The sequence below is a fragment of the Prosthecobacter fluviatilis genome (assembly GCF_055388355.1).
The window spans coordinates 2,324,500-2,350,717 of sequence record NZ_AP043782.1 but is presented as its reverse complement, the minus strand read 5'-3'; the positions used below and the strand labels follow the sequence as shown (position 1 = coordinate 2,350,717).

Here is a 26,218-nt window from a genome sequence, read left to right as displayed (position 1 = left end):
GTGACGCTGATTGGTTGCTGCATGGAAACGTCTCGCTAATTCCACCCTCCCCAACGGCTTCATACACTGCAACGGAGTGCATGAGGTCCGCAACCATCCCAACAATTTCCAACCATGTCTGCTGCCAACGAACTCAATATCAATGTCGCCCACGTCGAGCGTGTCTCCAAAGAGCTGGGGCTGAAGGCCATCCAGGTGGGTGCCACGGCCAAGCTGCTGGCTGACGGAGCCACCGTCCCCTTCATTTCCCGCTATCGTAAAGAGGCCACCGGTTCCCTCGACGAAGTGCAGATCCAGAACATCCAGGAGCGCATGGGCCAGCTCGTGGCGCTGGATGACCGCCGCACCGCCATCGTGAAATCTCTCGAAGAGCGCAAGCTCATGACCGACGTGCTGCGTGGCAAAATCGAAAAGGCCGAGACGATGAATGCGCTGGAGGACATCTTCGCGCCGTTCCGTCCGAAGCGCCGCACCCGCGCCACCATCGCCAAGGAAAAGGGCCTCGAGCCGCTGGCCGATTTCATCGAGGCCAATCTCATGACCTCCGGCGTGGATCTCAACACCGAGGTGGCCAAGTATGTGAACCCGGATCACGAAAACGAGGAGCTGCGCGTCAAGGATGCCGCAGACGCCCTCAGCGGTGCGCGCGACATCATCGCCGAGCGCATCAGCGACCACGCCGAAGCACGCGCCGCGTTGCGCAAGCTTTTCGCCGAGCAGTCCACGGTCGTCTCCAAGGTCATGTTTGGAAAAGAGAAGGACGAGGAGGCGCAGAAGTTCCGCGACTACTTCGACTGGACCGAGCCGCTCAAGTCCATCCCCTCCCACCGCATGCTGGCCATCCGGCGTGGTGAAAAAGAAGGCTACCTGCTCATGCGCATCCAGCCGGCGGAAGACACCGCCATCAAGATCATCGAGAACCTTTTCGTCAAAGGCGGCAACGCCTGCACCGACCAGATGAAGCTGGCCTGTGCAGACAGCTACAAGCGCCTGCTCAGCTCCAGCATGGAGACCGAGGCACGCCTTGAGTCCAAGAAGAAGGCGGACACCGAGGCCGTGCGCGTGTTTGCCGACAACCTGCGCGAGCTCCTGCTGGCCGCTCCGCTGGGGCAGAAGCGCGTGCTCGGCATCGACCCCGGCTTCCGCACGGGGTGCAAGATCGTCGTTCTGGATGCCCAGGGCCAGCTGCTCTACAATGACGTGATCTACCTCCTCGGCGAAGGCAGTGGTCTGCTGCACGCGAAGAATTTGGTGCTCAATCTGGTGGACCGTTACAAGATCCAGGCCATCGCCATCGGCAACGGCACCGCCAGCCGTGAAACGGAAATGTTCGTGAAGAAGATCGGCGTGCCGGCCTCCATCCCCGTCATCATGGTGAATGAAAGCGGCGCCTCCATCTACAGCGCCAGCGAGGTCGCGCGTGAGGAGTTCCCGAATCACGATGTCACCGTGCGCGGCTCCGTCTCCATCGCCCGTCGTCTCATGGACCCGCTGGCAGAGCTGGTGAAGCTGGACCCCAAATCCATCGGCGTGGGCCAGTACCAGCACGACGTGGATCAGAACCAGCTCAAGACCAGCCTGGACAACGTCGTCATCAGCGCGGTGAACGGCGTGGGCGTGGAGCTGAACACCGCCAGCAAGCAGCTTCTCAGCTACGTCTCCGGTCTCAACAGCGCGCACGCCGCCAACATCGTGGCCTTCCGCAACGAGAACGGCCCCTTCAAGAGCCGCAAGGATCTCATGAAGGTGCCGAGACTTGGAGACAAGGCCTTCGAGCAGGCCGCAGGCTTCCTGCGCATTCGCGATGCCGCGCATCCGCTGGATGCCAGCGCGGTGCATCCCGAGCGCTACCCGCTGGTGGAAAAAATGGCGGCGGACATCGGCTGCACTGTTTCAGACCTCATGCAGCGCGCCGAGCTGCGCCAGAAGATCGACCTCAAGAAATACGTGAGCGCAGACGTGGGCCTGCCGACGCTGCAGGACATCATGAACGAACTCGCGAAGCCCGGACGCGATCCGCGCAAGCAGTTTGAAGTCTTCACCTTTGCCGAAGGTGTGAACGAGATGAAGGACCTTACCGTGGGAATGAAGCTTCCCGGCATCGTGACGAACGTGACGGCTTTCGGCGCCTTTGTGGACATCGGCGTGCATCAAGATGGCCTCGTACATGTGAGCCAGCTTAGCGACACCTTTGTGCGGGATCCCGCCGAAGTCGTGAAGGTGGCGCAAAAGGTCACGGTGACCGTCACGGAGGTGGACATTCAGCGCAAGCGCATCGCCCTCAGCATGAAGTCGAAGCCCGACTTTGAGAAGAAGCAGGGCAGCGCCGGCCCGCGCCCCGCAGGCGGCGGTGGCGGCCAGGGCGGCGGTCAGCGCAGCTTTTCCAGCAGCGGCGGTGGTCGCAGCTCCGGCGGCGGCATGGGCAACCCCTTTGGCGGCGGTGGCATGGGCAATCCTTTCGGAGGCGGCGGTGGCGGCGGCGACTGGTTCACCGCGGCAACGCAGAAAGGCAAGAAGTAGCAGCTGCGCCTTGTCTTCACGGCTCGTTGACTGTGTATTGACAGTCAATGAGCCAAGGCTCCTCAGCTTCTCCGAAATCCCGGCTCGTCTTTCATCTTCAGCACCTGCTGCCCCTGGCGTTGGTTGTGCTGGTATGCTGGGGGCTGTTTCGGGAGGATCAGTTCAGGCAGGAAGTTTTTCTGCACGGAGTCGATGCAAGGGCGGCTGTCGAGCGCTGCGAAACTTTCAGGCACGGCCCCCAGCTGCTTTTACGGTATTGGGTAGATGCTCGCGCCGTCACCAACTGGGTTAAGGTCAGTGGCAAGTTTGCGGAGAGATTTAAAGAGGGCGTCCCTCCCTCTGCCGAGATTTCAATCAAGCATCCGAAAGGCAGGGACCGGCCGGTTGTCATCCCAACGGACCCATCCTACGGCAATGGCGTGAATTACTTTATCCCGGTCATTTTGGGGCTGCTCATCGTCATCTCCTATGGGGGCAAGCTTGAGCAAAAACGTGAATGAAAACCATCGGTCTGCGGCCTTGCCACACGGCGGGGCGTCTCTTACGCTCTCCCATGAATCTCGCGCGCCTCGCTTCGCTGGCCCTTCCGCTGCTCCTCGCCCACTGTGTGGACCCCTATTACGGACCCAACGGCCCGGACCCCTATGCCAATCCCTACCGCCAGGACATGCGGGATCAGGGGGCGCAGATGAATGCCATGGCCTTTGAGCGCGGCCAGCAGGACGGCCAGTCGGACGCGCAGCAGGGGCTGCCGCCGGACTACACGCGCTACCCCTCGCGGTTTGACCGCAATACCACAATGGCCTACCGCGACGGCTACAACCAGCGCTACAATCAGATGCGTGGCAGCCAGGGGCAGCCCGGCGTGAATCCCGGCTACGGCAACAATCAGCCCGGAGCCCTGCCACCACCTCCTGGCACCGCACAGCAGCAGCGCGATCCCGTCTACAATCAAGGCTACGACTACGGTCTGCGTGACCGCACCAACGGGCGCGTGGCAGACCCCTCAGCTTTTGTGGGGCGCTATGACCCACGCTACCGCTCCAGCTTTGAGCGCGGTTATTACGATGCCTTCAACTCCAGCTCCAATGGCACTGCGCCCGCCTATCCCGGCAGTGGCGGCAATGGCTGGTTCCAGTAAGCACCTCGGTGGCCGGGCAAAAAAACACCGTCATGGCAGGCCATGACGGTGATCTTTAAAAAGGCAGTTTCAGCCGATGGGCCGACTACTCCTGAGCGGCAGCTTCAGGAGCGGCGGTTTCTGTCACTTCCACGGCGGCGGCGGTTTCAGCGGCCTTGGCCTTGGCAGGGGCCTTCTTCACGGCTGCTTTCTTGGCTGGAGCTTTCTTGGCGCCTTTGGCGTCTGCTTTGGCGGCACGTGCCTTGCGGGACACGCCGGCTTTGGCCAGAGCTTTCTTGCGGGCGATGTAAAGCTTACGGCGGCGGCGTTTGATGACTTTGTTCAGTTGTTGACCCATGATGGATGATCGGTTGTCGTTTTACGTTTTTTGAGGGCTGGAAGAGTTCCACTGTTCAAGGTCGAATCAAGACCAAATACAGGCCCCCACCCCGGTTTTCACCGGAGGCGGCTCTAGGGCTGGTTTTGGGCGGCCCGGCGCTTTATCAGGGTTTTTTCTCCTCAGGCTGGGGCTTGTCGCTCGTTTTGGGGGGCTCGACGCTGGGTTCCAGCCGCGGCTCCACGGTGTTTGTGGCCTGCTGAGTCGGCGGCACGCGGAACAATTTTCCGGTGTAGGGGCATTTCACCGTCTGGCCCGCGCTCATGCCGGAGACATCCACCAGCTGGGTTTTGCCGGCGAAGGGGCTGGTGACCATGTTCATGCGGCCGGGCACTGCGCTGCCGTAGGGCAGGGCGTCGGTGGACAGGGCGACTGGCTCATTGTCATCAGCTTTCGGTGTCGGGCTGACGGCCGGGGTCTTGCGCTCAGCGGGAGTGGTGCGGAGATGGGTGGGTTCTTCCACCGGGATCTTCACATCCGGTTTGCTTGCCAGCGAGGGCAGGCTGGACCTCGTGCGTGGCACATACCTGGTGCCGCCAGCGGGGGTGGAAAGTGTGCCCAGGTAGCTGTTTGGCACAAATCCGGAAAGGCCGGACGAGCCGTAGTGTGGGCGCCGGGGCAGGGTGGAGTACCTCTGGGCGTAGGAGCTGCCAGCCCGGAAGGGTGGGGAGGGCTGCCTGGCGGAACTCAGGTAGGGCAGCAGTCCCTGTGTCTGAATGCTGCGCCAGGCCTGCTGCGGAGGCATCGAGCACTGCACCAGAAGGACGCCTGTCGTCAGCACGGCGAGCATTCGTGCTGCAGTGGCAGCGGGGCGGTGCGAGGTACTCATGAGTTTCAGTGAGATGAAAATGTTGAAGCGGATGCAGCAATGCCACACCGCATGACTCCACGCATGCTTGCAGGGACAGAGCCAAAGGGCAAGAAATCAGGCGCGCAAAATCTGCCCGCCACAGCAGACTTCATGGAATTTCCATAGCGACTGAATTTTATGTCTCAAGCTGCCTGCGCGATGCCAATTTCCTGCTCATTGAGATAGCAGGAGGGGTCAGGAGCCCAGAGGTCACCCGTCATCTGCAGGGCACGCACGCGGAAGCCGCCTCCGCACACATCCAGAAAGCTGCACTCGGCGCACTTGCCGGTCAGGTGCTCTTTGCGATTCCGCAGGGCATTGAGCGTGGCGTTGTCGCGGTTGCTCCAGATGTCGCTGAACTTGCGGTCCTTCACATTGCCGAGGGTGAGCTCGTGCCAGAACTGGTCCGGGTGCACATTCCCCTGGGTGTCGATGTTGCTGATGCCGGTGCCGCTGCTGTTGGCGCCACCGCCGTTCCATTTCAGCAGCTCCATGGCACGTTCTGCCCGTTCCGGGTTTTCGCGCTTCAGGCGCATGTAGAGGTAGGGACCGTCCACGGGCTGGTCCACGGTGAGTACTTCGCGGGGCTTTCCGCTGGCGGCCCACTTGGCGGTGCGGTCCAGGATTTTGTCGATGGCGCCGCGCGTCTCCTCATGCGGCACCTCCATCAGCTCCGCGCCGCGGCCGCTGTAAACGAGGTGGTAGAAGCACACGCGCTCGATGTCTTCTTTTTCGATGAAGTCCAGGATGCCCTCGATGTCGGCGATGTTGTGGCGGGAGAGCGTGAGGCGCAGGCCCACCTTCTGACCCACGGCCTTGCAGTTGCGGAAGGCGGCCACCGCCTTGTCAAAGCAGCCCACCTTGCCGCGGAAGTGGTCGTGCGTGGCGCCCATGCCGTCCAGCGAGATGCCCACATACGAGAAGCCGATATTCTTGATGCGCTGCGCCCACTCCGGGGTGATCAGCGTGCCATTGGTGGAAAGCGTGAGGCGCAGGCCCTTGCTCGTGGCGTATTCGGCCAGCTCAAAGAAGTGCGGGTGGATGGTGGGCTCGCCACCGGAGAGCAGCAGCGCGGGTATCTTGTACTCCGCGAGATCATCGATGACGGCCTGGCACTGCTCCCACGTGAGTTCGCCGGGGTAGAACTTGGAATCGGAGTCCTGGTAGCAGTGCACGCACTTCAGATTGCAGCGGCGGGTGATGTTCCAGACGACGATGGGGCGGCGCTCGGCGGCGGAGGTGGGCGAGCCATGACCGCGCCCGTAGCGCAGGTGGTCCATGGGCTGGGCGACATCACAGTAAAGGCGGGTGAGGTTGATCATGACGCCCTTAAAAACGCACACCGCCTCCCGCGATGCCCCGCCGATCTTGCGCAATGCGTGGCAGCGATTGCCCCGGCCTGATTGCCTGCCTGTCTGCCGCCATACAAACAAAGAACGGCCCTGAATCCAGGGCCGTTCGAAGGTCCATCAGCGTTGTCGCTGAGGCGTGGGGCGCAGCGGCTAGAGCTTCGCGAGGCTGTCGTCCAGCGCGGCGATCACCGTGCTGATGCTGGCCTCGGACTCGTCGCCCATGTTGGACACGCGGAAGGTCTTGCCCTTCAGCTTGCCGTAGCCGCCGTCGATGATCATGCTGTGGTTCTTCTTCAGCAGGGCGATGAAGGCCGCCACGTCGATGTTCTTGTTGTTGGCCACGCAGGTCAGGGACTTGGAGCGGAAGCCTTCGGGGGCGAAGAACTCAAAGCCATTCCGGCGCACCCACTCGTGCACCATGCCGTTGAGCTTGGCGTGGCGGGCGTAGCGGTTTTCCACGCCTTCGGCGAAGATCTTCTGCAGCTGGTGGCGCAGGCCGTAGATGAGGCTGATGCACGGCGTGCTCGGCGTCATGCTCTTCTCGCCGTTCGCCTTGAACTCCAGGAAGTCAAAGTAGTAGCCGCGGTCATTGATGGTGGCGGCGCGGGCCATGGCGGCCTCGGACGCGGTGAAGAGCGCCAGGCCCGGAGGCAGCGCAAAGGCCTTCTGGCTGCCAGTCAGCAGCACGTCCAGGCCCAGCTCGTCAAAATTCACCGGTACGGTGGTGAAGCCGGACACGGAGTCCGTGATGAACATCACATCCGGGTACTTCTTCTTTAGCGCGGCGATCTCTGCGATGGGGCTGAGCACGCCCGTGGAGGTCTCATTGTGGATGAAGGTCACGGCGTCGAACTCGCCGGTGGCCAGGCGCTTGTCGATCTCGTCGGCACGCACGGGCTGGCCCCACTCCACCTGGTAGGCCTCGGCTTCCTTGCCGCAGCGCTTGGAAACGTCCAGCCACTTGTCGGAAAAGGCGCCGTTGCAGCAATTGAGAACTTTCTTTTTCACCAGATTGCGGATGGAGCCCTCCATCACCCCCCAGGCGGAGGAGGTGCTCAGAAACACCTGCTGCTTGGTGCCGAAGAGCGTCTGCAGCATCGGCTGGATTTCGGCGTACAGATCCTGGAACCCCTTGCCGCGATGCCCGATCATCGGCTGCGCCATGGCGGCATAGGTGTCAGGGCTGACTTCAACGGGTCCGGGGATGTAGAGTTTGACGTGGTTGCTCATTGCGTTGGGTGAAGGGGGGAGGCGGAGTGTAGGGCGCTCCGGCGGACGCGCAAGGGCTGTGTGCGTGGGCGGGTCAGAGACGGTCCTGGCGCCTTTCCAAAGTTTCCGAGTATTGCGGGCGGAAAGTCGCCAGTGGAAGCAACCGCCAAGATACCTACAACAACGGTTGGCTAGGCGGCATTGGTAGACTCCTGAGTGTAGTATGTCGGCTCTCCATCGTGCTTCCAAAACACAATGAGACGTGAACACTTTTCACAATGAAAGACCTCGCGGCTATGGACAAAAAGTTTGGAAAAGTCGTCCGAGGTTGGCGAATTTCCGAGGTCATCCCATTCATCATCCAGAATGAGGCGGAATACCTTCGATCCCGCGAACAGATTCGTTCCGATGCGGTTGCCGCATGTGCAAAGAATCGTAGATGACATAAGGAATGCGAGACGAGAACAGTGGGAACTCAAAGGTGGTTAACTCACGTCCACCCCAGCCACCCCTTGAGCGTCGCGAAATCGCGCACATGCGCTTCGCGGAAGCCCTTCAGCACCGCAGCGTCCTTGGGGTTCCCCTCCAGATACTCCAGATGCAGCGAGATGGGGCCGGTGTAGTCGGATTTCATGAGCATCTCCCCATATTTCGGATCCACCTGGCCTTCGCCGAGGGGGCAGGTGACGAGCTTGCGGCCGTTCCATTTGAAGTCCTTAAAGTAGGCGGCGCCGATGTGGTCTTTGACGAGGTTGAACTCCAGCGGCCATGACAGGCCGCCTTCGCAGGTGGAGTGCAGGATGTCGTAGGCGAAGCTGAAGTCCGCCGCCGGATACTCGCGCATGATGGAGTAGATGTCCCACACAGGCGCGCCGAAGTAGTCCTTGCCGCTGTGGTTTTGGAACATGGGCTGGATGCCGATCTCCTTGCACAGGGCCACGAGGTCCTTGATCTTGGGGCGCACGGCCTGGAGCTGGTCCCAGATGGGCTGCTTGAGGTCGTACTTGTAGTAGTTCATGCGGAAGCGCTTCACGCCCAGCTTGGCCGCCGTGCGCAGCACCTCCTCGGTGCGCTGCTCCTTGCTTACCTCATTGATGCCGGAGGTCATGATGGTCATCTCCAGCCCCTGCTTTTTCAGTGCCTCGATGTACTTCGGCAGCTCGTCCACCACCTTCTCAGGCTCGATGTGGCCCTTGGGCCGGATCGGCGACTCCACGCCATTGTAGCCGGCCTCCGCCCCCAGGCTGGCGATGTCGTCATAGCTCAGGCCGATCAGGTGCTTGGTGAAGAAGCACACGGTGTTCTTCGTTTTCGGCGTTTCCGCCATCAGCGGAGTTGTAAAAGCCAAAGCAGAGAGGTTGCGCAGGAAAGTACGGCGTGTGTTCATGAGTGAGCTTGAACAACGACATCGCACGTCCGACTCCTTCACTCAACATGCATTCCGTCTCCGGCCAGAACATCATCCTCATGGGCGGCACCACAGGCCTGGGCCTGTCTGCGGCCAAAAAGCTCGTGGCCGCCGGGGCGCGGGTGGTGGTGACGAGCCGCACGCAGGAGAATGTGGACGCCGCGCTGGCAGAGCTTGGCCCGCAGGCGCGTGGCTTTGCTGCCGATGCCGCCACGCCTGAGGCCGCCGAGCGCGCGGTGGAGCTGGCCGTCACCGAATTTGGCCGGCTGGACGCTCTCTACCATGTGGCCGGCGGCAGCGGCCGCAGCCGGGGAGATGGCCCGCTGCATGAGCTGACCGACGAGGGCCTGGAATACACGCTCGCTCTCAACCTCAACTCCGTCATCTACTCCAACCGCGCTGCGGTGAAGCAATTCCTCAAGCAGGGCGGTGGCGGGGTGATCCTCAACATGGCCAGCGTGCTGGGTTACTCGCCCTCCGCGCAGTTCTTTGCCTCGCACGCCTACGCGGCGGCCAAGGCGGGCATCATCGGCTTCAGCAAATCCATCGCCGCCTACTATGCGCCGCAAAACATCCGAGTGAACGTCATCGCCCCCGCGCTGGTCGAGACGCCGATGTCCAAACGCGCTGCGGGAAACAACGAGATCATGAACTTCATCAAAACCAAACAGCCCCTCGACGGCGGCCGCATCGGCCAGCCCGAAGACTGCGATGCCGCGGCGCTGATGCTGCTCTCTGCCGATTCCAAGTTCATCACCGGCCAGGTCCTCGCCGTGGACGGCGGGTGGACAGTGAGTGAGGGGCAGATTCCGGATGCTGGCTGCTAGATGCTTGATCCAAACGCCACGACCCTTGAAGGCCGCATGACTTCCTCCATCCAGCCACTAGCCGTCGGCATCGACCTCGGCGGCACGAACATCAAGGCCGCGCTTGTTGAAACGGCCAGCGCTCGCACCGTGGCCGCGCTTTCGAAGCCCACCCGCGATGGCGAATTCGACGGCGACACCCCGCGCTTTGCCCTGACGGTGCGCGAGATCGTTCAGGAGTTTGAGGCGCAGGCCGGGCAGAAGCTCCGCGTCGGCCTCTCCGCACCCGGTTTGGCAAATCCCGATGGCCATTGCATCGACTGGATGCCGGGCCGCATGCACGGGCTGGAGAAATTCCACTGGTCCGTCTTTCTGGAGCGCGACTGCCGGGTGCTCAATGACGCCCACTCCGCCCTCCTCGGCGAGGTGTGGGCAGGCGCGGCGAAGGACACGCAGGACGCCTTCATGCTCACGCTCGGCACGGGTGTCGGTGGCGCGATCTGGAGCGGCGGACGCCTGCTCAAAGGCAAGATCGGCCGGGCAGGGCATCTGGGTCACATCACCGTCGATGCCAATGCACCGTGCGATGATTTCAACACTCCCGGCAGCCTGGAGGACGCCATCGGCAATCAGACCATCTCCCAGCGCGGCGAGGGCCGCTACGCCACCACGCATGCGCTGATTGACGCCTACGGCGCAGGCGATGCCCACGCCGCCGCCGTGTGGCTCACATCGGTGAAGCATCTCGCTGCCGCCATTGCCTCCCTCATCAACGTGCTCGACCCCGAGGTCGTGATCGTCGGCGGCGGCATCGCCACCGGGGCGGGGGAGCGCTTGTTCGGCCCGCTGCAGCAGGCGCTGGACGGCTTCGAATGGCGTCCCGGCGGAAATGCGGCCCGCATCGTCCCTGCCACCCTCGGCGACAGCGCCGGATGCCTCGGCTCTGTTTTCAATCTTCTTCAACACTCATGACTCCCGCCCTCCAATACCTCGACGCCAGCCAAGGCCTTCTCAACCGCGTCCGCGATCAGCTTCCGCTCATCCAGAAGGCGGCGGACATGTTCGCGCAGACGATCCTCGCCGGGCAGATGGTGCACGTCTTTGGCTCCGGCCACAGCCGCATCCTGGTGGAGGAGATGTGGCCGCGCTACGGCTCCTTCCCCGGCTTCAATCCCATCGTCGAGCTCTCACTGACCTTCCACAATCTCGTCGTCGGCGCGAACGGCCAGCGTCAGGCCATGTTTCTGGAAAACGTCAGCGGCTTGGCCAATCGCATCCTGCGGAATTTTGATCTCAAGCCCGGCGACAGCGCGCTCGTCATCTCCAGCAGCGGCTGCAATGTGGTGCCGGTGGAAATGGCCGAGGAATTTCAGAAGCGAGGCGTCAAAGTCGTGGGCATCATCAGCACGGTGCACAGCCAGGCCAGCACCAGCCGCCATCGTGAGGGCAAGAAGCTCCAGGACTTCTCAGACATCGTCCTCGACACCGGCGCACCCGTTGGCGATGCCATGATCAAGATCGAAAACCTCGACACCCCCGTGGCTCCCGGCAGCACCGTGGGCGGCTGTCTGCTCGTCAATGCCATCAAAGCCGAAGTGGCCGATCGCCTCACCAAAGCTGGCCAGCCTCCAAAAGTACTCACCGCCGGAGCCGTCGTCGGCGCAGCGAAAGCGACCGAGCTGTTTGAGGCCGCCTATGACGAGCACGCACGGCGCATCGCGCCGTATTATGCGGGGCTGGGGGCTTAGCTCAGCCGCCTCCGTCTCAGCAGAGCCGCAACACCTACGGAGCCGATCAGCAAACTGCCTCCGGGCTCCGGTACAGGGGTGGCGCTGATGTTCAGGTTCGAGATGGTGGCAAAGTCTGTCCCCAGGCTCAGCGCGGTGGCTCCGACCTGCGCATCACCGATGAACCGCACGCCTATGGGACCGCTGGGCGCTGTGCCGCCCAGGAGGTAGTCCAGATTCACCGTGCCTGTCGTCACCCCTGAACCCAGCAGTCCTGCGATGTTGATCTGGGTAGTGTTGTTGCTGCTCGTCAGCGTGTTCCCCAGCCCGTCGATGAGCTCAAAGGTGAAACTCGGGTTCAAGCCCAGCACAGAACTGAGCAGGCCGTTGTTGCCATCCACATCAAAGCTGATGCTGTAATGGGTGTTGGGTGTGTAGTTGAGCACATCTCCAGGAGTGTCGAAATAGGCCACCGCCTGCCACGCGTAATGGATGCTGGCTCCAACACCCAGGAGGCCGAGCAGCGAATTGTTGTCGTTGGTGATCTGGAACTGCAGGGCCGAGCCGTTCAAAGCCACCTGCGCGGCGGATTCGGTCAGGCTCGCCAGGATCGTGGCATTGGCCCCGCCCTGAGCGGTGAGGTCCCACAGCCCCCGGGTTGCAGTGGTGGAGCCATTGGAGAGCGTGATCGAGGCCAGTCCTCCACCCGGGACATCGTAGGTGACGGGGGTGGATGAAGGGAAAATATCGTTATAACTGCTCCCGCTGCCTACAATTGAAGTTTGGGAGTAAAGGGATGAAATGGTACAGCAATTGACTAAAGCCAAAATGAAAACATGGTTGTATTTCATAAGGTTAGATGGTTGTATGAGTACTATCACTGACTAGTACTGTCATTGAAAACTAAACTAAGGTTTAGTTTTGGGGGTGGGTGAGCCGAATGAACCTTTCCGCCGCAACGGTTGTGTTTTGCGGCTTGGCTTTGACGCTGAGCATCTTGCGTCGATAAGCTGTTCCACATGCAGACCCAACCCCTCCGCACCTCTGTCATTGGCAGTTATCCCTTTCCCGGGTGGCTCGAGTTTTCCGCCCGGCACCTCGGGGAATTCGGCAGCGCGGATATCGCGGAATTGCAGGATGACGCCGCGCAGGTGGCCATTCAGGACCAGATCGTGGCCGGGCTGGACGTCATCACGGACGGCGAGCAGACGCGCTTTGACTTCAATTTATCCTTCTACGGCTTCATCGAGGGCATTGCGCTGGAGCCCGCCAGCCCGCGCCGCTTTGGGCCTCCGGCACATGATCAGCGCGGCAAGCATGAGATCGTGGGAGAGCTGCGTGCTCCGCGAGGATTGGGAGCCGTGGAGGAGTATGAGAGGCTCAAGCGTCTGGCCTCACATACCGGCAAGCGTCTCAAGGTCTCTGTCCCCGGCCCCTACACCCTCAGCGGGCGGCTGGCGCCCAATGCGCGGTATCAGGACCGCTACGCCATCACCGAGGCGCTGCTGCCCATCGTGAACAAGGAGATCGCCGATCTCGTGGCCGCCGGTGCGGAGGAGATCTGCGTGGATGAGCCGAGCATGAGCTGCTACGGCTACCGCGAGGATACCAAGCGCTTTGTGGACATCTTCAACCGCACCGTGAGCAGCGGCTATGGAAAGACGCGCATCTGCACGCACCTGTGCTTTGGCAATTTCAAAGGCCACCCCGTGGGCTGGCGGAAATACGCCCCGCTCTTTCCTGCCTTCCTCGATCTGCACTGCGACGAGGTGCACGTGGAGATGGCGAATCGTGAATACGCCGAGCTGGAGGTCATCCAACCGATGGCCGAACGCTACGACGTGGCCGTGGGCATCATCGATGTGAAAAGCTACCACATCGAAACACCGGAGCAGATCGCCGACGCCGTGCGCGCCTGCCTGAAACACGCCCCTGCGGACAAGCTGGTGTTTGCGCCAGACTGCGGCCTGTCTCAAACCGCACGCTGGGCTGCGAAGAAGAAGCTGGCCAGCATGGTGGCGGGGGTGGGCATCGTGAAAAGGGAGCTGGGATTGTAAGAGACAGCTTTTCTGCTTCGCGCAGATTCTGCTCTCATGGAGGTTCCCACCAAGGCAACACCGGCAGGCTGTGTCATCGGTCTGGTGGGCATCGCGCTTGTCGGATATGCCATCGCCTCCGGTTGGGTTTGCTACCTCACCATTCAATCCGCCGAAATCGTGAAGAAAGGGAGCCTGCTGCGCTTCTACGGCATCTCATGCGGAGTGTCGCTCGTTGGTGGTCTCTGGCTGCTGAGGCTTGGCTGGCGCTGGGCCTTGGAGGCGGACATGTCCGATCCGGATGATCCGGACAAGCCGGTCATGCGCTTCTGAATATCCGGCTTGTTGCCATTCTGGTCGTAGGTTGGGTGTGTTTGGCGTCGAGTGCGTAGTGATGCTCCATGGCATGCTCCGCCAAACCGCCCGACTGCGAGGACGTTCGCACGCCACAGTGTTTGCCGTACGCTCATGGACGGGCGGGCTTTCGCCACACCCATCCTACGTCCAAGCATGCTGAAGTCCCTGCTCGTTGAACCAGGCTGTTGCTGGGCACGCTTCGCCGCTACCCGATCTTCACCACACCCACCGTCGTGTTGTCCTGGCGGTCGTTGTTGATGCGGCGGATGGCGAAGATGATCGCGTCGGCGATCTTGTCCGCCGTGGTGTGCTTGCCAAAGCTGAGCAGCTCCTCCAGCGCCTTGTGGCTGAGGGTGAAGATGCCGTCGCTGGCAGCGATGATGATGTCGCCTTTCTTCAGGGGCCAGGGCTCGGCGGGAGTGTCGATCATGGCCAGCGGCATGCCCAGCAGCGCGGCCTGCAGCGTGTGGCGGTCGGGGTGGTTTTCGGCCTCCTCGCGGGTGATCTCTCCGCGCTCGGCGCGGGCGTCGATGAGCGGGGAAAGGCTGTGGTCGGCATTGAGGCGGTGCAGCACGCCATCCCGGAAGAGGAAGAGGGGGGAATCGCCCACGCTGATCCATTCCATGGTCTTGGGCGTGATCAGCACTCCCACCATGGTGGTGCCCATGGGCGGAGCCACGCTGGGCATGCGGCTGGTGATGATGCCGAGCGTTTCATTGGCCGTCTCGATGGCGTGCTTGAGCTTCCAGGAGTGCGGACCGTCCTGCTCGTGGTAGGCGCGCACAAAGGCGTTCACCCCGATGTAGCTGGCCACGCTGCCGCCGGCATGCGCACCGAGGCCGTCTCCCACCACGAGGAGCAGGCGCTCCAGGCTGCGCTCCTCGGGCTCTGCCGCATCGGCAAAGGCATAGTAGTCCTCCTGGTTGTCGCGGCGGCCCCGGTACTGCCTCGCGGCAAAATCCTGCTCCTGAATGAAGGCAGGGGGCTGGGTTTCAAACAGGGGGACTCGATCTGTCAGGACGGTGGTGGTGGCGCTCACTCGGCGGAAAACTGGTAAATCGTGGTGCTGTGAAAAGTTTCCCCGGGGCGCAGGATGGTGCCTGGGAAGCTGGGATGGTTCGGGCTGTCGGGATAATGCTGCGTTTCCAGGCAGAAGCCATGACGCTTTGCATAAATATGCCCTCCTTTGCCAGGCACGCCATTGAGGTGGTTGCCGGTGTAGAGCTGCACACCGGGCTCCGTCGTTCGCACGGTCATCACCCGGCCGCTGGCGGGGTCTTTGACGGTGGCAGCCAGCTTCAGGCCGCTGCCGGAGAGGACGTAGTTGTGGTCGTAGCCGATGCCCTGGATGAGCGGCTTGAAGTCCGCGCCGATGCGCTCGCCGATGGCGTGCGGTGCAGTGAAATCCAGCGGCGTGCCCTGGATGCTGGCGATCTCTCCGGTGGGGATGAGGTCGTCGTCCGTGGCGGTGATCTTGTCCGTGGGGATGGTGAGCTCGTGACCCAGGATGTCGCCGCTGCCTTCGCCGGAGAGGTTGAAGTAGGCGTGGTTGGTGAGGTTCAGCACGGTGGGTTTGTCCGTGGTGGCTGAGTAGTCGATCTTCAGGCCGTTGTCCGGCGTGAGCGTGTAGGTCACGGTGCACTTCAGGGTGCCCGGGTAGCCTTCCTCGCCGTCGGGGCTGGTGTAGCTGAGTTCCACCCCGTCTTGAACCGCTTTGGCGGCCCAGAGTTTCTTGTCAAAGCCCGCCTTGCCGCCGTGCAGCTGGTGTTTGCCGGAGTTGGCCGTCACGGGGTATTCCACGCCATCGAGCGTGAACTTTGCCCCGCCGATGCGGTTGGCGTAGCGGCCGGTGATGCAGCCAAAGAAAGGGTTCCTGCCCAGGTAGCCGTCCAGGCTGTCAAAGCCCAGCGTCACATCCGCGAGGGCGCCCTTTTTGTCTGGCACCTTCAGCGCAACGATGTACCCGCCCCAGGTGCAAATGTGAGCCTCCATGCCGCCGGTGTTTTTCAGCGTGAAGAGCTGCACCGCCTCTCCCGCCGGTGTCTGGCCCCAGGTGCGGGATTCCACGCTGGCGGCAGATGACGGACCGGTGATGGACATGAGTAGCAGAAAAAGGCTGGGCAGCGCGTAGCGGCGCATGGCGGGTTCAGGTGGCTGGTTGGTCCGTGAGTGTGACGGTTTCGCCAGCTTTGCGCAAGAAAGGATTCCACCCTCGGGGCCGAAGTTTCTGGCCAGTGGGGCAGGATCGTGTGTAACCTCTGCCGCCACTTTCCCCATGCAGCCGGTGTCATGGACTCCCCCACCCCTCCGAACGATCCCTTTCACGGTCTGAATCCGGCCGACCTGATGGCTGCAGCCGCCATGCCCACAGACGGGGGCGCGGACACGCTGCCGCTCTCCCGTGCGGAGCTGCCCTCCGTGGCGGAGATTGCGGCTGCGTTTCCTGATCTCGAAATCCTCGATCTCATCGGCCACGGTGGCATGAGCGCCGTCTTCAAGGCACGGCAGCCGCGGCTGGACCGCATCGTGGCGCTGAAGGTGCTGCCAAAGTCGCTGGCGGCCACGCCGGGCTTTGCGGAGAGGTTTACACGGGAGGGGCGCGTGCTGGCACGGCTGAGCCACACGGGCATCGTCACCGTGCATGACTTTGGCGAGAGCGGAGGCTTCTGCTACCTCATCATGGAGTATGTGGATGGTGTGAACCTGCGCCAGGCCATGCGCGCCGGGCGCTTCACGCCGGAGCAGGCGCTGGGCATCGTACCCGTGATGTGCGAGGCGCTGCAATACGCCCACAGCCAGGGCGTGCTGCACCGTGACATCAAGCCCGAGAACATCCTGCTGGATGCGCAGGGCCGCGTGAAGATCGTGGACTTTGGCATCGCCAAGATCCTCGATGAAAACGGTGGCGATGAGATGATGCTGACGCAAAGCGGCGCACGGCTGGGCACCGCGCCCTACATGGCGCCGGAGCAGATCGAGAAGCCCGCCACCGTGGACCACCGCGCGGACATCTACAGCCTGGGCGTGGTGTTTTACGAGATGCTCACCGGCGAGCTGCCGCTGGGCCGCTTTGCCGCCCCCTCTGAAAAGGCGGCGGTTAATGGCGGCATGGACGAGATCGTGTTCAGGGCACTGGCCAAGGAGCGCGAGCGCCGCCAGCAGAGCGCGGGAGAGTTTAAGACACAGATCGAGGGCGTGGCCGCCATGCCGCCGCAGATGCGGCGCTCGCTGGCATGGCAGTTTCAGAGCTTTGAGTACAAGACCAGGCGCACGCTCTTTGGCATGCCGCTGCTGCATGTGACCTCTGGCATTGATCCCACGACAGGGCGCAAGCGCACGGCGCGCGGCTTCTTTGCCTTTGGGGACAGGGCGGTGGGCGTGGTGGCCTTTGGGGGCAATGCGCGCGGGTTGTTTGCGTGTGGGGGGCTGGCTGTGGGCGTGGTGGCGGTAGGGGGCATGAGCCTTGGCCTTGTCTCGTGGGGCGGGCTGGCGCTGGCATGGCTGCTGGCCTATGGCGGCATAGGAGTGGGTTTTTTTGCCGCAGGCGGCATGGCGCTGGGCTGGGAGGGGGTGGGCGGGCTCGTGGCCTGCGTCCATGGCTATGGTGGCCAGGTGTACGCATTCGCCATGGGCATGGGGGCGCAGGTGCATGCGCCGTACGTGGCGGACAATCTGGCCCTCATGCCGGGTCCGCTGCAGTGGCTGGTGAAGATGACCCGCGTGACCGGACCTTTTGTGACCTGGATCTGGCTGCCGCTGATGCTGCCATCCGTCTTCATGCCGTGGTGGGCGCGCAGGCAGCTCGAATACGAGGCCTGCGGCGGTGCGCAGCGTGCCACATCATGGTATGAGCGCCCCTCCCGCGTGCTCTGGTTTCTGCCCGCATCTCTCCTGCTGCTGCTGGCGCTCGTATGCCTGACCCGTCAGTGGTTCCATGCGGGCGCTGCCGGCGTGACTGCGCAGATCATCATTGCTACCAGTGTTGAAACTGCGGGCCTCCTCGTCGCAGCGCTGAGTCTGCCGCTCTGGCTGCGCCTGGTCCCGATGAACTCCCTCTACGGTGTGCGGCTGCCCTCCACCTTTGCGTCCGATCAGCGCTGGTACGATGTGAACGCCGTGTGTGGCCGGCATCTCTTTTGCTGGTCGTTCACGATCATCGCCGCAGGCATCGCGGGCTTTTATCAGCTCCCGCGACACCAGGACGCCTATGCCTGGGCGGCCACTGCGCTGACACTGGTCGCGGTGGCTGCCCCCATCGTTTCCACGCTGGTGTGGATGCGCCGTCATCCCGTGGGCCTGCCCGCCATCAAGCCGCACCGGCTGGTGAGGAACATCGAGGTCGCCATCCCCATCATCGTGCTGATGTTTTTCATCCGCGCCTTCATCGGGGCTTCGTATTCGGTTCCGCCCGGGAAGGCGTTTGGCATCGCCAGCCGCAGTTCGTGGCTCGCTTCCAAGCTCAACACGGGCTTTGCTCCCGGAGAGCTTGTCGTTTACGAACACGAAAGCGGCCAGACCTGGCTCGCGCGTGTCGTCGCCGTGGAGCCCAAAGGCCTGCACCTGAAACGCGACGGCAGGCCGGAGGAATTCTCCATGCCGTGGGACAAGATCATCGGGAAGATGCTGTTTCCATACTGGCCCAGGGAGGCGTGGAAGGCGGGCGCGGATGTGTGGCCGGAAGCGCCTGACGCCGCACTTCCGCCTGTGGTGGAAGGCACCGCCCATGCTCTGGATCAAAAGCCCGTGCTGCGGTTTGTGCGGTTGCAGCGGAACCAGCAAAGCTGGGAATGGCCGTTGTATTCTCCGGAGGGAAAGCCGCTGGACGATGAAGAATCCCGGCGTCTCGTCACCGCATCATCGGGAGATTCCATGTGCTCTGCGGGTGCTGAAGACTGCTGGCTGCAGATGTGGTTTGAACATCCGGACTTTGATCCTTACAGCGCGGTCGGGGTGGAAATCAGTGATGCGAGCGGCCTGCCGATAAAAGATCGCGATGGCAGCCTCATGGGGCCGGGCAATGGTCTGGCGGGGCGAAATTATCCATTGATGGGGTATGTGCTCAGCCCCGGGCGCATTGGCAGGCTGCCTTCGGAAGTTCAGATCACTCTGCGGTATGCCATCGGTCCATGGCAGCTTGGCAATGTGATTCCATCCACATGGCAGGGGGCGGGGTGGCTCGGCAAGGACTGCATGCTTGCCGGGCCTGGAGACGACTCCCGGCATCTGGCCTTTGTCTCATGGTCCATGGGTTCCTACGACACTCTCTATGACGCCGTGGCGCGGCTGAAAAACGGCGGCAGCACCGGGTCGCTAGATTTGTCGTGGGCTGGAAACGGAGGAAACATCGTTCAGCGACGGAGCTTCCGGGTTTCGCTCAGCGAAGTGGAGTCTTTTCAGTTTCGCAGCCGCAAGATCCAAAGCGTGACTTTTACTCACGTGAAGATCCCGCCCCTCCCATGACCTCCTCTTTCCACGACACGCGTTGGACGCTGGTCTCCCGCTCGCGCGGTGATGATGCGCAGGCGCGGGCGGCGCTGAGCGAGCTGTGTGCGGCCTACTACGCGCCGGTGGTGGCCTTCCTGCGGCGGGACGGGCGTGCGGAGGATGTGGCGCGGGATCTGGCGCATGACTTCTTTGCCAAGCTGCTTGAGGGCGGGACGATTGACGGTGCTGATCCCCTGCGCGGGAAATTCCGCAGCTACCTGCTCACGGTCTTGAAACGCTTTGCCGCCAACCAGCGGGAGCGTGATCATGCAGCCAAGCGCGGCGGAGGCATCGCCCATGCGGTGCTCGACGGCGGCTCCGAGCAGACCGGCGCGGGACTGCAAATCGCGGACACTAGCATCGAAGCACCGGATGCGGCCTTTGATCGTGAATGGGCCCTGACGCTGCTGGCGCGTGCCCTTGCGCAGTTGGAGCGTGACATGCGCGACGATGGCAAATCCACGCACTTCGATGCGCTGAAACCGTGGCTGACCGCCGAAGGCGATGCCGTCCCGCAAAGCGAGGCCGCTGCGAGACTTGGCATGAGCATCGAGGCCGTGAAGGTGGCCGTGCACCGCCTGCGAAAACGTTTTCGCGAAGCCGTGAAGGCGGAGATCGTGCAGACGGTGGGGCAGGCCGGAGATGTGAAAGAGGAGATGGAAGCGCTGATGCGGGCGCTGAGAAAATAAAAATCCCCTGTCCTTGCGGAACAGGGGATCGTTTGCTGCACAGCAACAAAGCAACTTTACGCCACCGGCGCAGCAGCAACCGCTGCCTCGGGCTTCTTCTCCTTCCAGGTGCTCTGGATGTAGATTTCGCGCAGGGTCTTGAAGTCGATCTGGGTCGGGCTGTCCGTCATCAAATCGCTGCCCTTGTTGTTTTTCGGGAAGGCGATCACTTCGCGGATGCTGTCCTCGCCGCTCACCAGCATGGCGATGCGGTCCAGGCCCAGGGCGAGGCCGCCGTGAGGAGGTGCGCCAAAGCGGAAGGCGTCGAGGATGTGGCCAAACTTGTGCGCCTGCTCCTCTTCGTTCACGCCGAGCACGCTGAAGAGCTTGGCCTGCAGATCCTTCTCGTGGATTCGGATGGAGCCGCCGCCGAGTTCGTAGCCGTTGAGCACCACGTCGTAGGCTTCGGCGCGCACCTTGGCGTATTCGCCGGCTTCCATGAGCGGGATGTCCTCCGTCTTTGGACGGGTGAAGGGATGATGCACGGCCACCCAGCTCTGCGTTTCCGCATCCTGGGCTAGCAGCGGGAAGTCCACCACCCACAGGAAATTCAGCGCGGTGCTGTCCTTGGTGAGCTGCGTCATGTTGGCGATCTCCACGCGCACGCGGCCGAGGATGTCGCAGGCCTCCTGCCAGGTGCCGGCATAGAAGAAGACGATGTCGTTTTCCTCGACCCCGAGCTTGGCGATGAGGGCCTTCTGCTCGTCTTCGCTGAAGAACTTCCACAGCGGGCTCTTGTACTCGAGCACGCCGTTGGCATCGCGCTCCACCTTGATGAAGGCGAGCTGCTTGACCTTCATGCCGGCCTGCGTGGCGATCTCGTTGAGGCGGATCATCTGGCCGGTGGTGATGCCGGCAAAGCCCTTGGCATTGATGGCGCGCACGACGCCGCCGTTTTCAATGGTGGTGCGGAAGATCTTGAAGCCGCTGTTCGCGAATACGTCGGCCATGTCCACGATCTCGTTGCCGTAGCGCGTGTCCGGCTTGTCGGAGCCGTAGCGGTCCATGGCTTCCTGGTAGGTCATGCGCGGGAAGGGCGCGGGGATGTCGCGTCCGGTGCCGGCCTTGAACATGCTCACGAGCAGGCCTTCGACGAGGTTCACGATGTCGTCGCGCTGGATGAAGCTGGCCTCGATGTCGATCTGGGTGAACTCCGGCTGGCGGTCGGCGCGCAGGTCTTCATCGCGGAAGCAGCGGGCGATCTGGAAGTAGCGCTCCAGACCGGCCACCATCATGAGCTGCTTGTACTGCTGCGGGGCCTGCGGCAGCGCGTAGAATTTGCCGGGGTTCAAGCGGGCAGGCACCAGGAAGTCGCGTGCGCCTTCGGGCGTCGGATTGCTGAGGATCGGCGTTTCGACCTCGATGAAGCCAGCTCCGTCGAGGTAGTTGCGTGCTGCGTTGGTGATCTTGTGGCGCGTGCGGATGTTTTTGCTCATGCGCTCGCGGCGCAGGTCCAGGTAGCGGTACTTCATGCGCATGTCCTCGTTGGACAGCTCGCGGTCCAGCTGGAAGGGCAGCACATCGGCCTTGTTGAGGATCTTGCACTCGGTGGCGACGATTTCGACATCGCCGGTGCCCAGCTTGGCGTTTTCGGTGCCCTTGAGACGGGCGGCCACCTTGCCGGTGATCTGCAGCACGTCTTCGTCACGCAGAGTGTGGCTCTGGGCGGCGAGCTCGGCGTTTTCTTCCGGGCGGAAGACCACCTGGGTCAGGCCCTCGCGGTCGCGCAGGTCGATGAAGATGACGCCGCCATGATCTCGGGCCGAATTCACCCAGCCACACAGGGTGACGGTCTGGCCGATGTGCTCAGAGCGGACGGCGTTGCAGTGAAGGGAACGGTAGGCGTTGGGGATCATGGCGGAAAAAAGGGCGCGTAGAGTCGGCGGATTCGGCCCGCGTGCAAGGGGGAAAGGCGGGGGCAGAATGAGGGCAAGGTTCCCGATGGGGCGGCGTTTTTAGGGGTCATGTTTTGGAAATCCCTGCTTCTTCTGGGTGGCTTTGCCGCAGCACTCTCCGCCGCCGAGCGGCCCAATGTGGTCTTCTTTTTGGTGGATGACCTGGGCCAGCGAGACCTCGGCTGCTACGGCAGCACCTTTTACGAGACGCCCAACATCGACCGCCTGGCAAAGGAGGGCGCACGTTTTACCGATGCCTACGCGGCCTGCCCGGTGTGCTCGCCCACGCGTGCGGCCATCCAGACAGGGCGCTGGCCGCAGCGCACGGGCATCACGGACTACATCGGCGCGCCGCTGAAGCCGGAAGGCTGGAAGCGCAACACGCGCCTGCTGCCCGCTCCTTACTCCGACCGCCTGGCGCATGAGGAGGTGACGCTGGGAGAGCTCATGAAAAGCGCAGGCTACGCCACCTTCTTTGGTGGCAAGTGGCACCTGGGCCCCGAGGGCTTCTGGCCGGAGGATCAGGGCTACGATGTGAACATGGGCGGCGTTGACCGTGGCGGCCCCTACGGACGAGGGAAATACTTCGTGCCCTACGACAACCCGCGCCTGCCCGACGGCCCGCCCGGCGAGCACCTGCCAGACCGGCTGGCCACAGAGGCGGGCAAGTTCATCGAGGCGCACAAGGCGCAGCCCTTCTTTGTCTGCTTCTCCTTCTACTCCGTGCACACGCCGCTGCAGTCGCGCCCGGATTTGCAGGCCAAGTACGAGGCCAAGCGCCAGAAGCTGGGCCTGGAGCCCAAGTTTGGCCGCGAGGAGCCGCGCGATGTGCGGCTGGTGCAGGAGCACGCCGTCTATGCCGGCATGGTGGAGGCCATGGACGCCGCCGTGGGCAAGGTTTTGTCTAAGTTGGAACAACTGGGCCTGGACAAAAACACGCTCGTCTTTTTCACCTCTGACAACGGCGGCCTGAGCACGAGCGAGGGCTCCCCCACCTCCAATCTGCCGCTGCGTGGCGGCAAGGGCTGGCTGTATGAGGGCGGCATCCGCGAGCCCCTCATCGTGCGCTGGCCGGGTGTGGTGAAGCCGGGCACCCAGGTGGCCACGCCGGTGTGCAGTCCGGACTACTTTGCCACCCTGGCGGACGTGACCGGGAGCATGCCCGCCGCCAAGACCGACGGCGTGAGCCTGCGCCCTCTGCTGGAGGGCAAAGACCTGCCGGAGCGCCCGCTTTTCTGGCACTACCCCCACTACGGCAACCAGGGCGGAGCCCCCGGGGCGGCCATGCGCCAGGGAGACTGGAAGCTCATCCAGTGGTCCGAGAACGAGCAGCAGCCGGAGCTTTTCAATCTCAAGACCGACCTCGGCGAGACCAAAAACCTCGCCGCCCAGGAGCCCGAGCGGGTCAAGGCCATGCTGGCCGAGCTCCACGCCTGGCAGAAGGACGTGGGTGCCCTGATGCCCACGCCCAACCCGGCCTACGATCCCGCCAAGCCGGATGGCCGCGCCGCCAATGCACCCGCCAGGAAAGCGGGGAAGAAAAAAGGCCCCCAATAGCCAAGCTGCGGCGAGGGTCGCAGGCCTGCCAAACTTAGACAGCCCATGGGGGCAGGGGCCTGCGTGGCCTTGTGTCTGGGTGTCTACAGCACGCGGCGGGCTGCAAATCTTCGACAACAGCGTGCGAAATTCTGGACAAACGGGAATAAAACTCGGCCTGCTGTCTCACACCTGCGTCCATTTTATTTCGACTGCCTTGTGGCGGAAGTTAGACAAAGGTCACTTTTTATTAGACAAAAATAAAACAAATCTTTGACGAAACCCTGTTTTGTCGCAATTGTCGAACTCGTTAGTCAACCACCCCTCATCATGAACGCGACTGAAACGACCCCCGAGTTAGATCCCAGCGTCATCGAAGACATCCGGCTTCTGAAGCGCATCGCCGAACGCGATTCCGCCAGCTTCCAGATCTTCTACAAGAAGTACAGCGGCCTGATTTTCGCCTCGATCTCCAATGTGCTGAACGATCATCACGACACCGAGGACGTGATGCAGGAGGTGCTGGTGCAGGTCTGGAACAAGGCCCACCTCTATGAGCCCCGCAAAGGCAAGCCCCTGACCTGGCTGACCACCCTGGCCCGGAACCGCGCCATCGACCGCATCCGCTCCAAGCAGCGCCGCTCACGCCTCAACGACGACTTTGAGACAGAGAACAAGAAGGACCAGTACGAGTTTGAGCCCTCCGGCCACGAAAACCTGGAGACCAAGGAGCGCGACACCATCCTGCACAGCGCGGTGTCCCGCCTGACGGACGACCAGCGCGAGGCCATCGAGCTGACCTACTTCAGCGGCCTGACCCAGGCCGAGGTGGCCGAGCGTTTGCATGAGCCTCTTGGCACGATCAAAGCTCGCATCCGCCGTGGTGTGAACCGCCTGGAGACGCTGGTGAAGCCACGACTTGCCTGATCATTCCCCCCAAAACCCAAACCCAAAACAGAAGGGCGGACTCCGGTCCGCCCTTTTTCGTTGCAGCCTTGTTGCTGTGCAACAAGGAGACCGCCCGCGCTGGTCATGGCTATCGTGTTATACCACGATGCGATGAAAACGGGTCTGAAGGTGGAGGCACGATCCGACGGAGGGGGATCATCTTGATCCCCCCACCTGCAGCGTGTTCGTGGATCTGCGAGGGCGCAGGGCGATGCGGGAGCGTGTGGGATCGGGACGATCCCACTCCGCCAGAGGCTTCGCCGCAGCGACGGAGGGGGATCATCTTGATCCCCGCACCTGCAGCGTGTTCGTGGATCTGCGAGGGCGCAGGGCGATGCGGGAGCGTGTGGGATCGGGACGATCCCACTCCGCCGGAGGCTTCGCCGCAGCGACGGAGGGGGATCATCTTGATCCCCGCACCTGCAGCGTGTTCGTGGATGTTCGAGGGCGCAGGGCGATGCGGGAGCGTGTGGGATCGGGACGATCCCACTCCGCCGGAGGCTTCGCCGCAGCGACGGAGGGGGATCATCTTGATCCCCCCTCCTGCAGCGTGTTCGTGGATGTTCGAGGGCGCTGGATGATGAGGGAGCCTGTGGGATCGGGACGATCCCACTCCTCCAGAGCGCTGGCTGGCCGCATGGAATGCTGGCTTTCACCCATGAGACCCGTTTTCAGCTGTGCGTGGTATTAGGACAAGCGCATGATTGGCTGTCAGCGGAGTGTTTCCTTGTTCCGCAGGAACAGGGCAACTTTACTCCCGGGCCCGCGAGTCGATGCAGATGGTGACGGGGCCGTCGTTGACCAAAGCCACCTTCATGTCGGCCCCGAAGATGCCGCGTGCCACGGGGCGGCCCATCTCGGCCTCCAGAAGCGCCAGAAACTGCTCGTAGAGGGGGATGGCAGTCTCGGGGCGCGCTGCGCGGATGAAGCTGGGGCGGTTGCCTTTTTTGGTGCTGGCATGCAGCGTGAACTGGCTGACCACCAGCAGATCTCCGCCGATGTCCCTCACGCTGAGGTTCATCTTTCCCTCGGCGTCTGAAAAAACGCGCATCTGCGTGACCTTCTGCACCAGCCATGTGAGGTCTTCGGCTGTGTCCTCGTGCTCGATGCCTGCGAGGATCAGGAACCCGGTACCGATCTGGCCGGTGATGGTGTCTTCGACGGTGACAGAGGCGGAGGAGACGCGTTGCAGGACGAGGCGCATGGGGGGAGGCAGGAATGACGTATGCCGGAAGATGAAATGGAAGTCACAATCATTTCTTGTCGAAGCTCCGCAGCAGGTAGCTGAAATAGCCGAGCAGCTCGCGTGGCGCGGAGTAGAGATCGCGCAGCTCAAAGTAGCCTGGGGATGCGGAGCGTATTTCTTCAATGCCGCTGCGCTTGAGCGCCAGGCGTGAGCGGGGGATATGGAAATACTGGGAGATGACGAAGACGCTTTTGAGCCGTTTTTCCCGCAGGATTTGCAGGGTGTTCTGGGCGCTTTCGAAGGTGGTGTTTCCTTGGCTGTCCAAAAGGATGCGGTCTTGAGGCACGCCGTGAGCTGCGAGGTAGTCACGCATGACGACGGCCTCATCATATCCTTCCTTGCCCAGGCCTCCGCTGGCAATGACCCAGGGGAACCAGCCTGCCATGTACAGCTTCACGGTTTCGTCCAGCCGTGCCTGCAGGCGCGCTGAGGGCTTTCCGGAGGGCTCCACCTTGCTGCCGAGCACGAGGGCCACATCCGTTTTGCCGATGTCATCCCGCAGCCCCGCCAGAGCCAGAAGCAGGGTGGCGAGCACAAAGCTTCCGACGGCTGCGAAAAGGGTGAGCAAAAGACGCTTTTTGAAACGGGTCATCGGAGGT

Annotated in this window: 23 protein-coding genes; 12 read left to right on the top strand and 11 right to left on the bottom strand. The window is 62.6% G+C overall.

Features of this window, described 5'->3' with window-relative positions:
- The first annotated feature begins 114 nt into the window (after positions 1–114).
- Genes ACZ5WW_RS09045 through ACZ5WW_RS09035 form a run of 3 tightly spaced genes read left to right on the top strand, consistent with a single transcriptional unit; the run spans position 115 to position 3,661 of the window.
- Positions 115–2,520 carry a Tex family protein gene (locus ACZ5WW_RS09045; protein WP_377164973.1) on the top strand — a complete coding sequence of 802 codons (2,406 nt, stop codon included), beginning with the start codon at positions 115–117 and terminating at the stop codon, positions 2,518–2,520.
- Between the two features lie 47 nt (positions 2,521–2,567).
- Positions 2,568–3,020 carry a hypothetical protein gene (locus tag ACZ5WW_RS09040; protein WP_377164975.1) on the top strand — a complete coding sequence of 151 codons (453 nt, stop codon included), beginning with the start codon at positions 2,568–2,570 and terminating at the stop codon, positions 3,018–3,020.
- A gap of 53 nt (positions 3,021–3,073) precedes the next feature.
- Positions 3,074–3,661 carry a hypothetical protein gene (locus tag ACZ5WW_RS09035; RefSeq protein ID WP_377164977.1) on the top strand — a complete coding sequence of 196 codons (588 nt, stop codon included), beginning with the start codon at positions 3,074–3,076 and terminating at the stop codon, positions 3,659–3,661.
- Between the two features lie 85 nt (positions 3,662–3,746).
- Here ACZ5WW_RS09035 and ACZ5WW_RS09030 read toward each other — a convergent pair whose 3' ends face one another.
- The 5 genes from ACZ5WW_RS09030 to ACZ5WW_RS09010 form a co-directional block, all read right to left on the bottom strand.
- On the bottom strand, positions 3,747–3,998 hold the full coding sequence (locus tag ACZ5WW_RS09030; protein WP_377164979.1) for a hypothetical protein: 252 nt from the start codon (positions 3,996–3,998) through the stop codon (positions 3,747–3,749).
- Between the two features lie 145 nt (positions 3,999–4,143).
- Positions 4,144–4,866, bottom strand: coding sequence for a hypothetical protein (locus ACZ5WW_RS09025; protein WP_377164981.1), 723 nt, complete (start codon positions 4,864–4,866; stop codon positions 4,144–4,146).
- Positions 4,867–5,030: 164 nt separating this feature from the next.
- Entirely contained in the window at positions 5,031–6,209 is a 1,179-nt protein-coding gene (locus tag ACZ5WW_RS09020) for a radical SAM protein (protein WP_377164983.1), read from the bottom strand.
- A 180-nt stretch (positions 6,210–6,389) separates the two neighbouring features.
- Positions 6,390–7,469, bottom strand: a complete 1,080-nt coding sequence (locus tag ACZ5WW_RS09015; RefSeq protein WP_377164985.1) for a pyridoxal-phosphate-dependent aminotransferase family protein — start codon at positions 7,467–7,469, stop codon at positions 6,390–6,392.
- A 469-nt stretch (positions 7,470–7,938) separates the two neighbouring features.
- Positions 7,939–8,835, bottom strand: coding sequence for a sugar phosphate isomerase/epimerase family protein (locus ACZ5WW_RS09010; RefSeq protein ID WP_377164987.1), 897 nt, complete (start codon positions 8,833–8,835; stop codon positions 7,939–7,941).
- 47 nt (positions 8,836–8,882) lie between these two features.
- Here ACZ5WW_RS09010 and ACZ5WW_RS09005 point away from each other — a divergent pair, with 47 nt between their 5' ends.
- The 3 genes from ACZ5WW_RS09005 to ACZ5WW_RS08995 are packed head-to-tail and all read left to right on the top strand — an operon-like array spanning position 8,883 to position 11,410.
- Positions 8,883–9,683, top strand: coding sequence for an SDR family NAD(P)-dependent oxidoreductase (locus tag ACZ5WW_RS09005; protein ID WP_377164989.1), 801 nt, complete (start codon positions 8,883–8,885; stop codon positions 9,681–9,683).
- Positions 9,684–9,719: 36 nt separating this feature from the next.
- Positions 9,720–10,634 (top strand): ROK family protein, encoded by a 915-nt coding sequence (locus tag ACZ5WW_RS09000; RefSeq protein WP_377164991.1) that lies wholly within the window; start codon positions 9,720–9,722, stop codon positions 10,632–10,634.
- Positions 10,631–11,410, top strand: a complete 780-nt coding sequence (locus ACZ5WW_RS08995; RefSeq protein ID WP_377164993.1) for a sugar isomerase domain-containing protein — start codon at positions 10,631–10,633, stop codon at positions 11,408–11,410. Before ACZ5WW_RS09000 ends, ACZ5WW_RS08995 begins: the two co-directional genes overlap by 4 nt.
- On the opposite strand, the gene ACZ5WW_RS08990 is transcribed toward ACZ5WW_RS08995, so the two are convergent.
- On the bottom strand, positions 11,407–12,240 hold the full coding sequence (locus ACZ5WW_RS08990) for a PEP-CTERM sorting domain-containing protein (protein ID WP_377164995.1): 834 nt from the start codon (positions 12,238–12,240) through the stop codon (positions 11,407–11,409). The two genes, ACZ5WW_RS08995 and ACZ5WW_RS08990, sit on opposite strands and share 4 nt — an antisense overlap.
- Before the next feature lie 168 nt (positions 12,241–12,408).
- On the opposite strand from ACZ5WW_RS08990, the gene ACZ5WW_RS08985 reads away from it, so the two are divergent.
- Complete coding sequence (locus tag ACZ5WW_RS08985) at positions 12,409–13,446, top strand: methionine synthase (protein ID WP_377164997.1); 1,038 nt, start codon at positions 12,409–12,411, stop codon at positions 13,444–13,446.
- A 36-nt stretch (positions 13,447–13,482) separates the two neighbouring features.
- Positions 13,483–13,758, top strand: coding sequence for a hypothetical protein (locus ACZ5WW_RS08980; protein WP_377164999.1), 276 nt, complete (start codon positions 13,483–13,485; stop codon positions 13,756–13,758).
- 229 nt (positions 13,759–13,987) lie between these two features.
- Here the strand turns inward: ACZ5WW_RS08980 and ACZ5WW_RS08975 are convergent, their stop codons facing one another.
- Both ACZ5WW_RS08975 and ACZ5WW_RS08970 read right to left on the bottom strand, forming a co-directional pair.
- On the bottom strand, positions 13,988–14,821 hold the full coding sequence (locus tag ACZ5WW_RS08975; RefSeq protein WP_377165002.1) for a PP2C family protein-serine/threonine phosphatase: 834 nt from the start codon (positions 14,819–14,821) through the stop codon (positions 13,988–13,990).
- Positions 14,818–15,921 carry an aldose epimerase family protein gene (locus ACZ5WW_RS08970; protein WP_377165004.1) on the bottom strand — a complete coding sequence of 368 codons (1,104 nt, stop codon included), beginning with the start codon at positions 15,919–15,921 and terminating at the stop codon, positions 14,818–14,820. Before ACZ5WW_RS08970 ends, ACZ5WW_RS08975 begins: the two co-directional genes overlap by 4 nt.
- A gap of 150 nt (positions 15,922–16,071) precedes the next feature.
- Here ACZ5WW_RS08970 and ACZ5WW_RS08965 point away from each other — a divergent pair, with 150 nt between their 5' ends.
- Positions 16,072–19,242, top strand: coding sequence for a serine/threonine-protein kinase (locus tag ACZ5WW_RS08965; RefSeq protein WP_377165006.1), 3,171 nt, complete (start codon positions 16,072–16,074; stop codon positions 19,240–19,242).
- On the top strand, positions 19,239–19,955 hold the full coding sequence (locus tag ACZ5WW_RS08960) for an RNA polymerase sigma factor (RefSeq protein ID WP_377165008.1): 717 nt from the start codon (positions 19,239–19,241) through the stop codon (positions 19,953–19,955). Before ACZ5WW_RS08965 ends, ACZ5WW_RS08960 begins: the two co-directional genes overlap by 4 nt.
- Before the next feature lie 56 nt (positions 19,956–20,011).
- Here ACZ5WW_RS08960 and aspS read toward each other — a convergent pair whose 3' ends face one another.
- Positions 20,012–21,850, bottom strand: a complete 1,839-nt coding sequence (gene aspS / locus ACZ5WW_RS08955; protein ID WP_377165010.1) for an aspartate--tRNA ligase — start codon at positions 21,848–21,850, stop codon at positions 20,012–20,014.
- Between the two features lie 108 nt (positions 21,851–21,958).
- Between aspS and ACZ5WW_RS08950 the strand changes: the two genes are divergently transcribed.
- Together ACZ5WW_RS08950 and ACZ5WW_RS08945 are read left to right on the top strand one after the other, a co-directional pair.
- A complete protein-coding gene (locus ACZ5WW_RS08950; RefSeq protein ID WP_377165012.1) occupies positions 21,959–23,446 on the top strand; it encodes a sulfatase in 1,488 nt (495 codons plus the stop codon).
- A 309-nt stretch (positions 23,447–23,755) separates the two neighbouring features.
- On the top strand, positions 23,756–24,352 hold the full coding sequence (locus ACZ5WW_RS08945; protein WP_377165014.1) for an RNA polymerase sigma factor: 597 nt from the start codon (positions 23,756–23,758) through the stop codon (positions 24,350–24,352).
- A 772-nt stretch (positions 24,353–25,124) separates the two neighbouring features.
- On the opposite strand, the gene dtd is transcribed toward ACZ5WW_RS08945, so the two are convergent.
- Positions 25,125–25,577, bottom strand: coding sequence for a D-aminoacyl-tRNA deacylase (dtd, locus tag ACZ5WW_RS08940; RefSeq protein ID WP_377165016.1), 453 nt, complete (start codon positions 25,575–25,577; stop codon positions 25,125–25,127).
- Between the two features lie 49 nt (positions 25,578–25,626).
- The gene (locus ACZ5WW_RS08935; protein WP_377165018.1) at positions 25,627–26,211 is read right to left on the bottom strand and encodes a YdcF family protein; all 585 of its coding nucleotides are present in this window, start codon (positions 26,209–26,211) and stop codon (positions 25,627–25,629) included.
- Positions 26,212–26,218 lie beyond the last annotated feature (7 nt).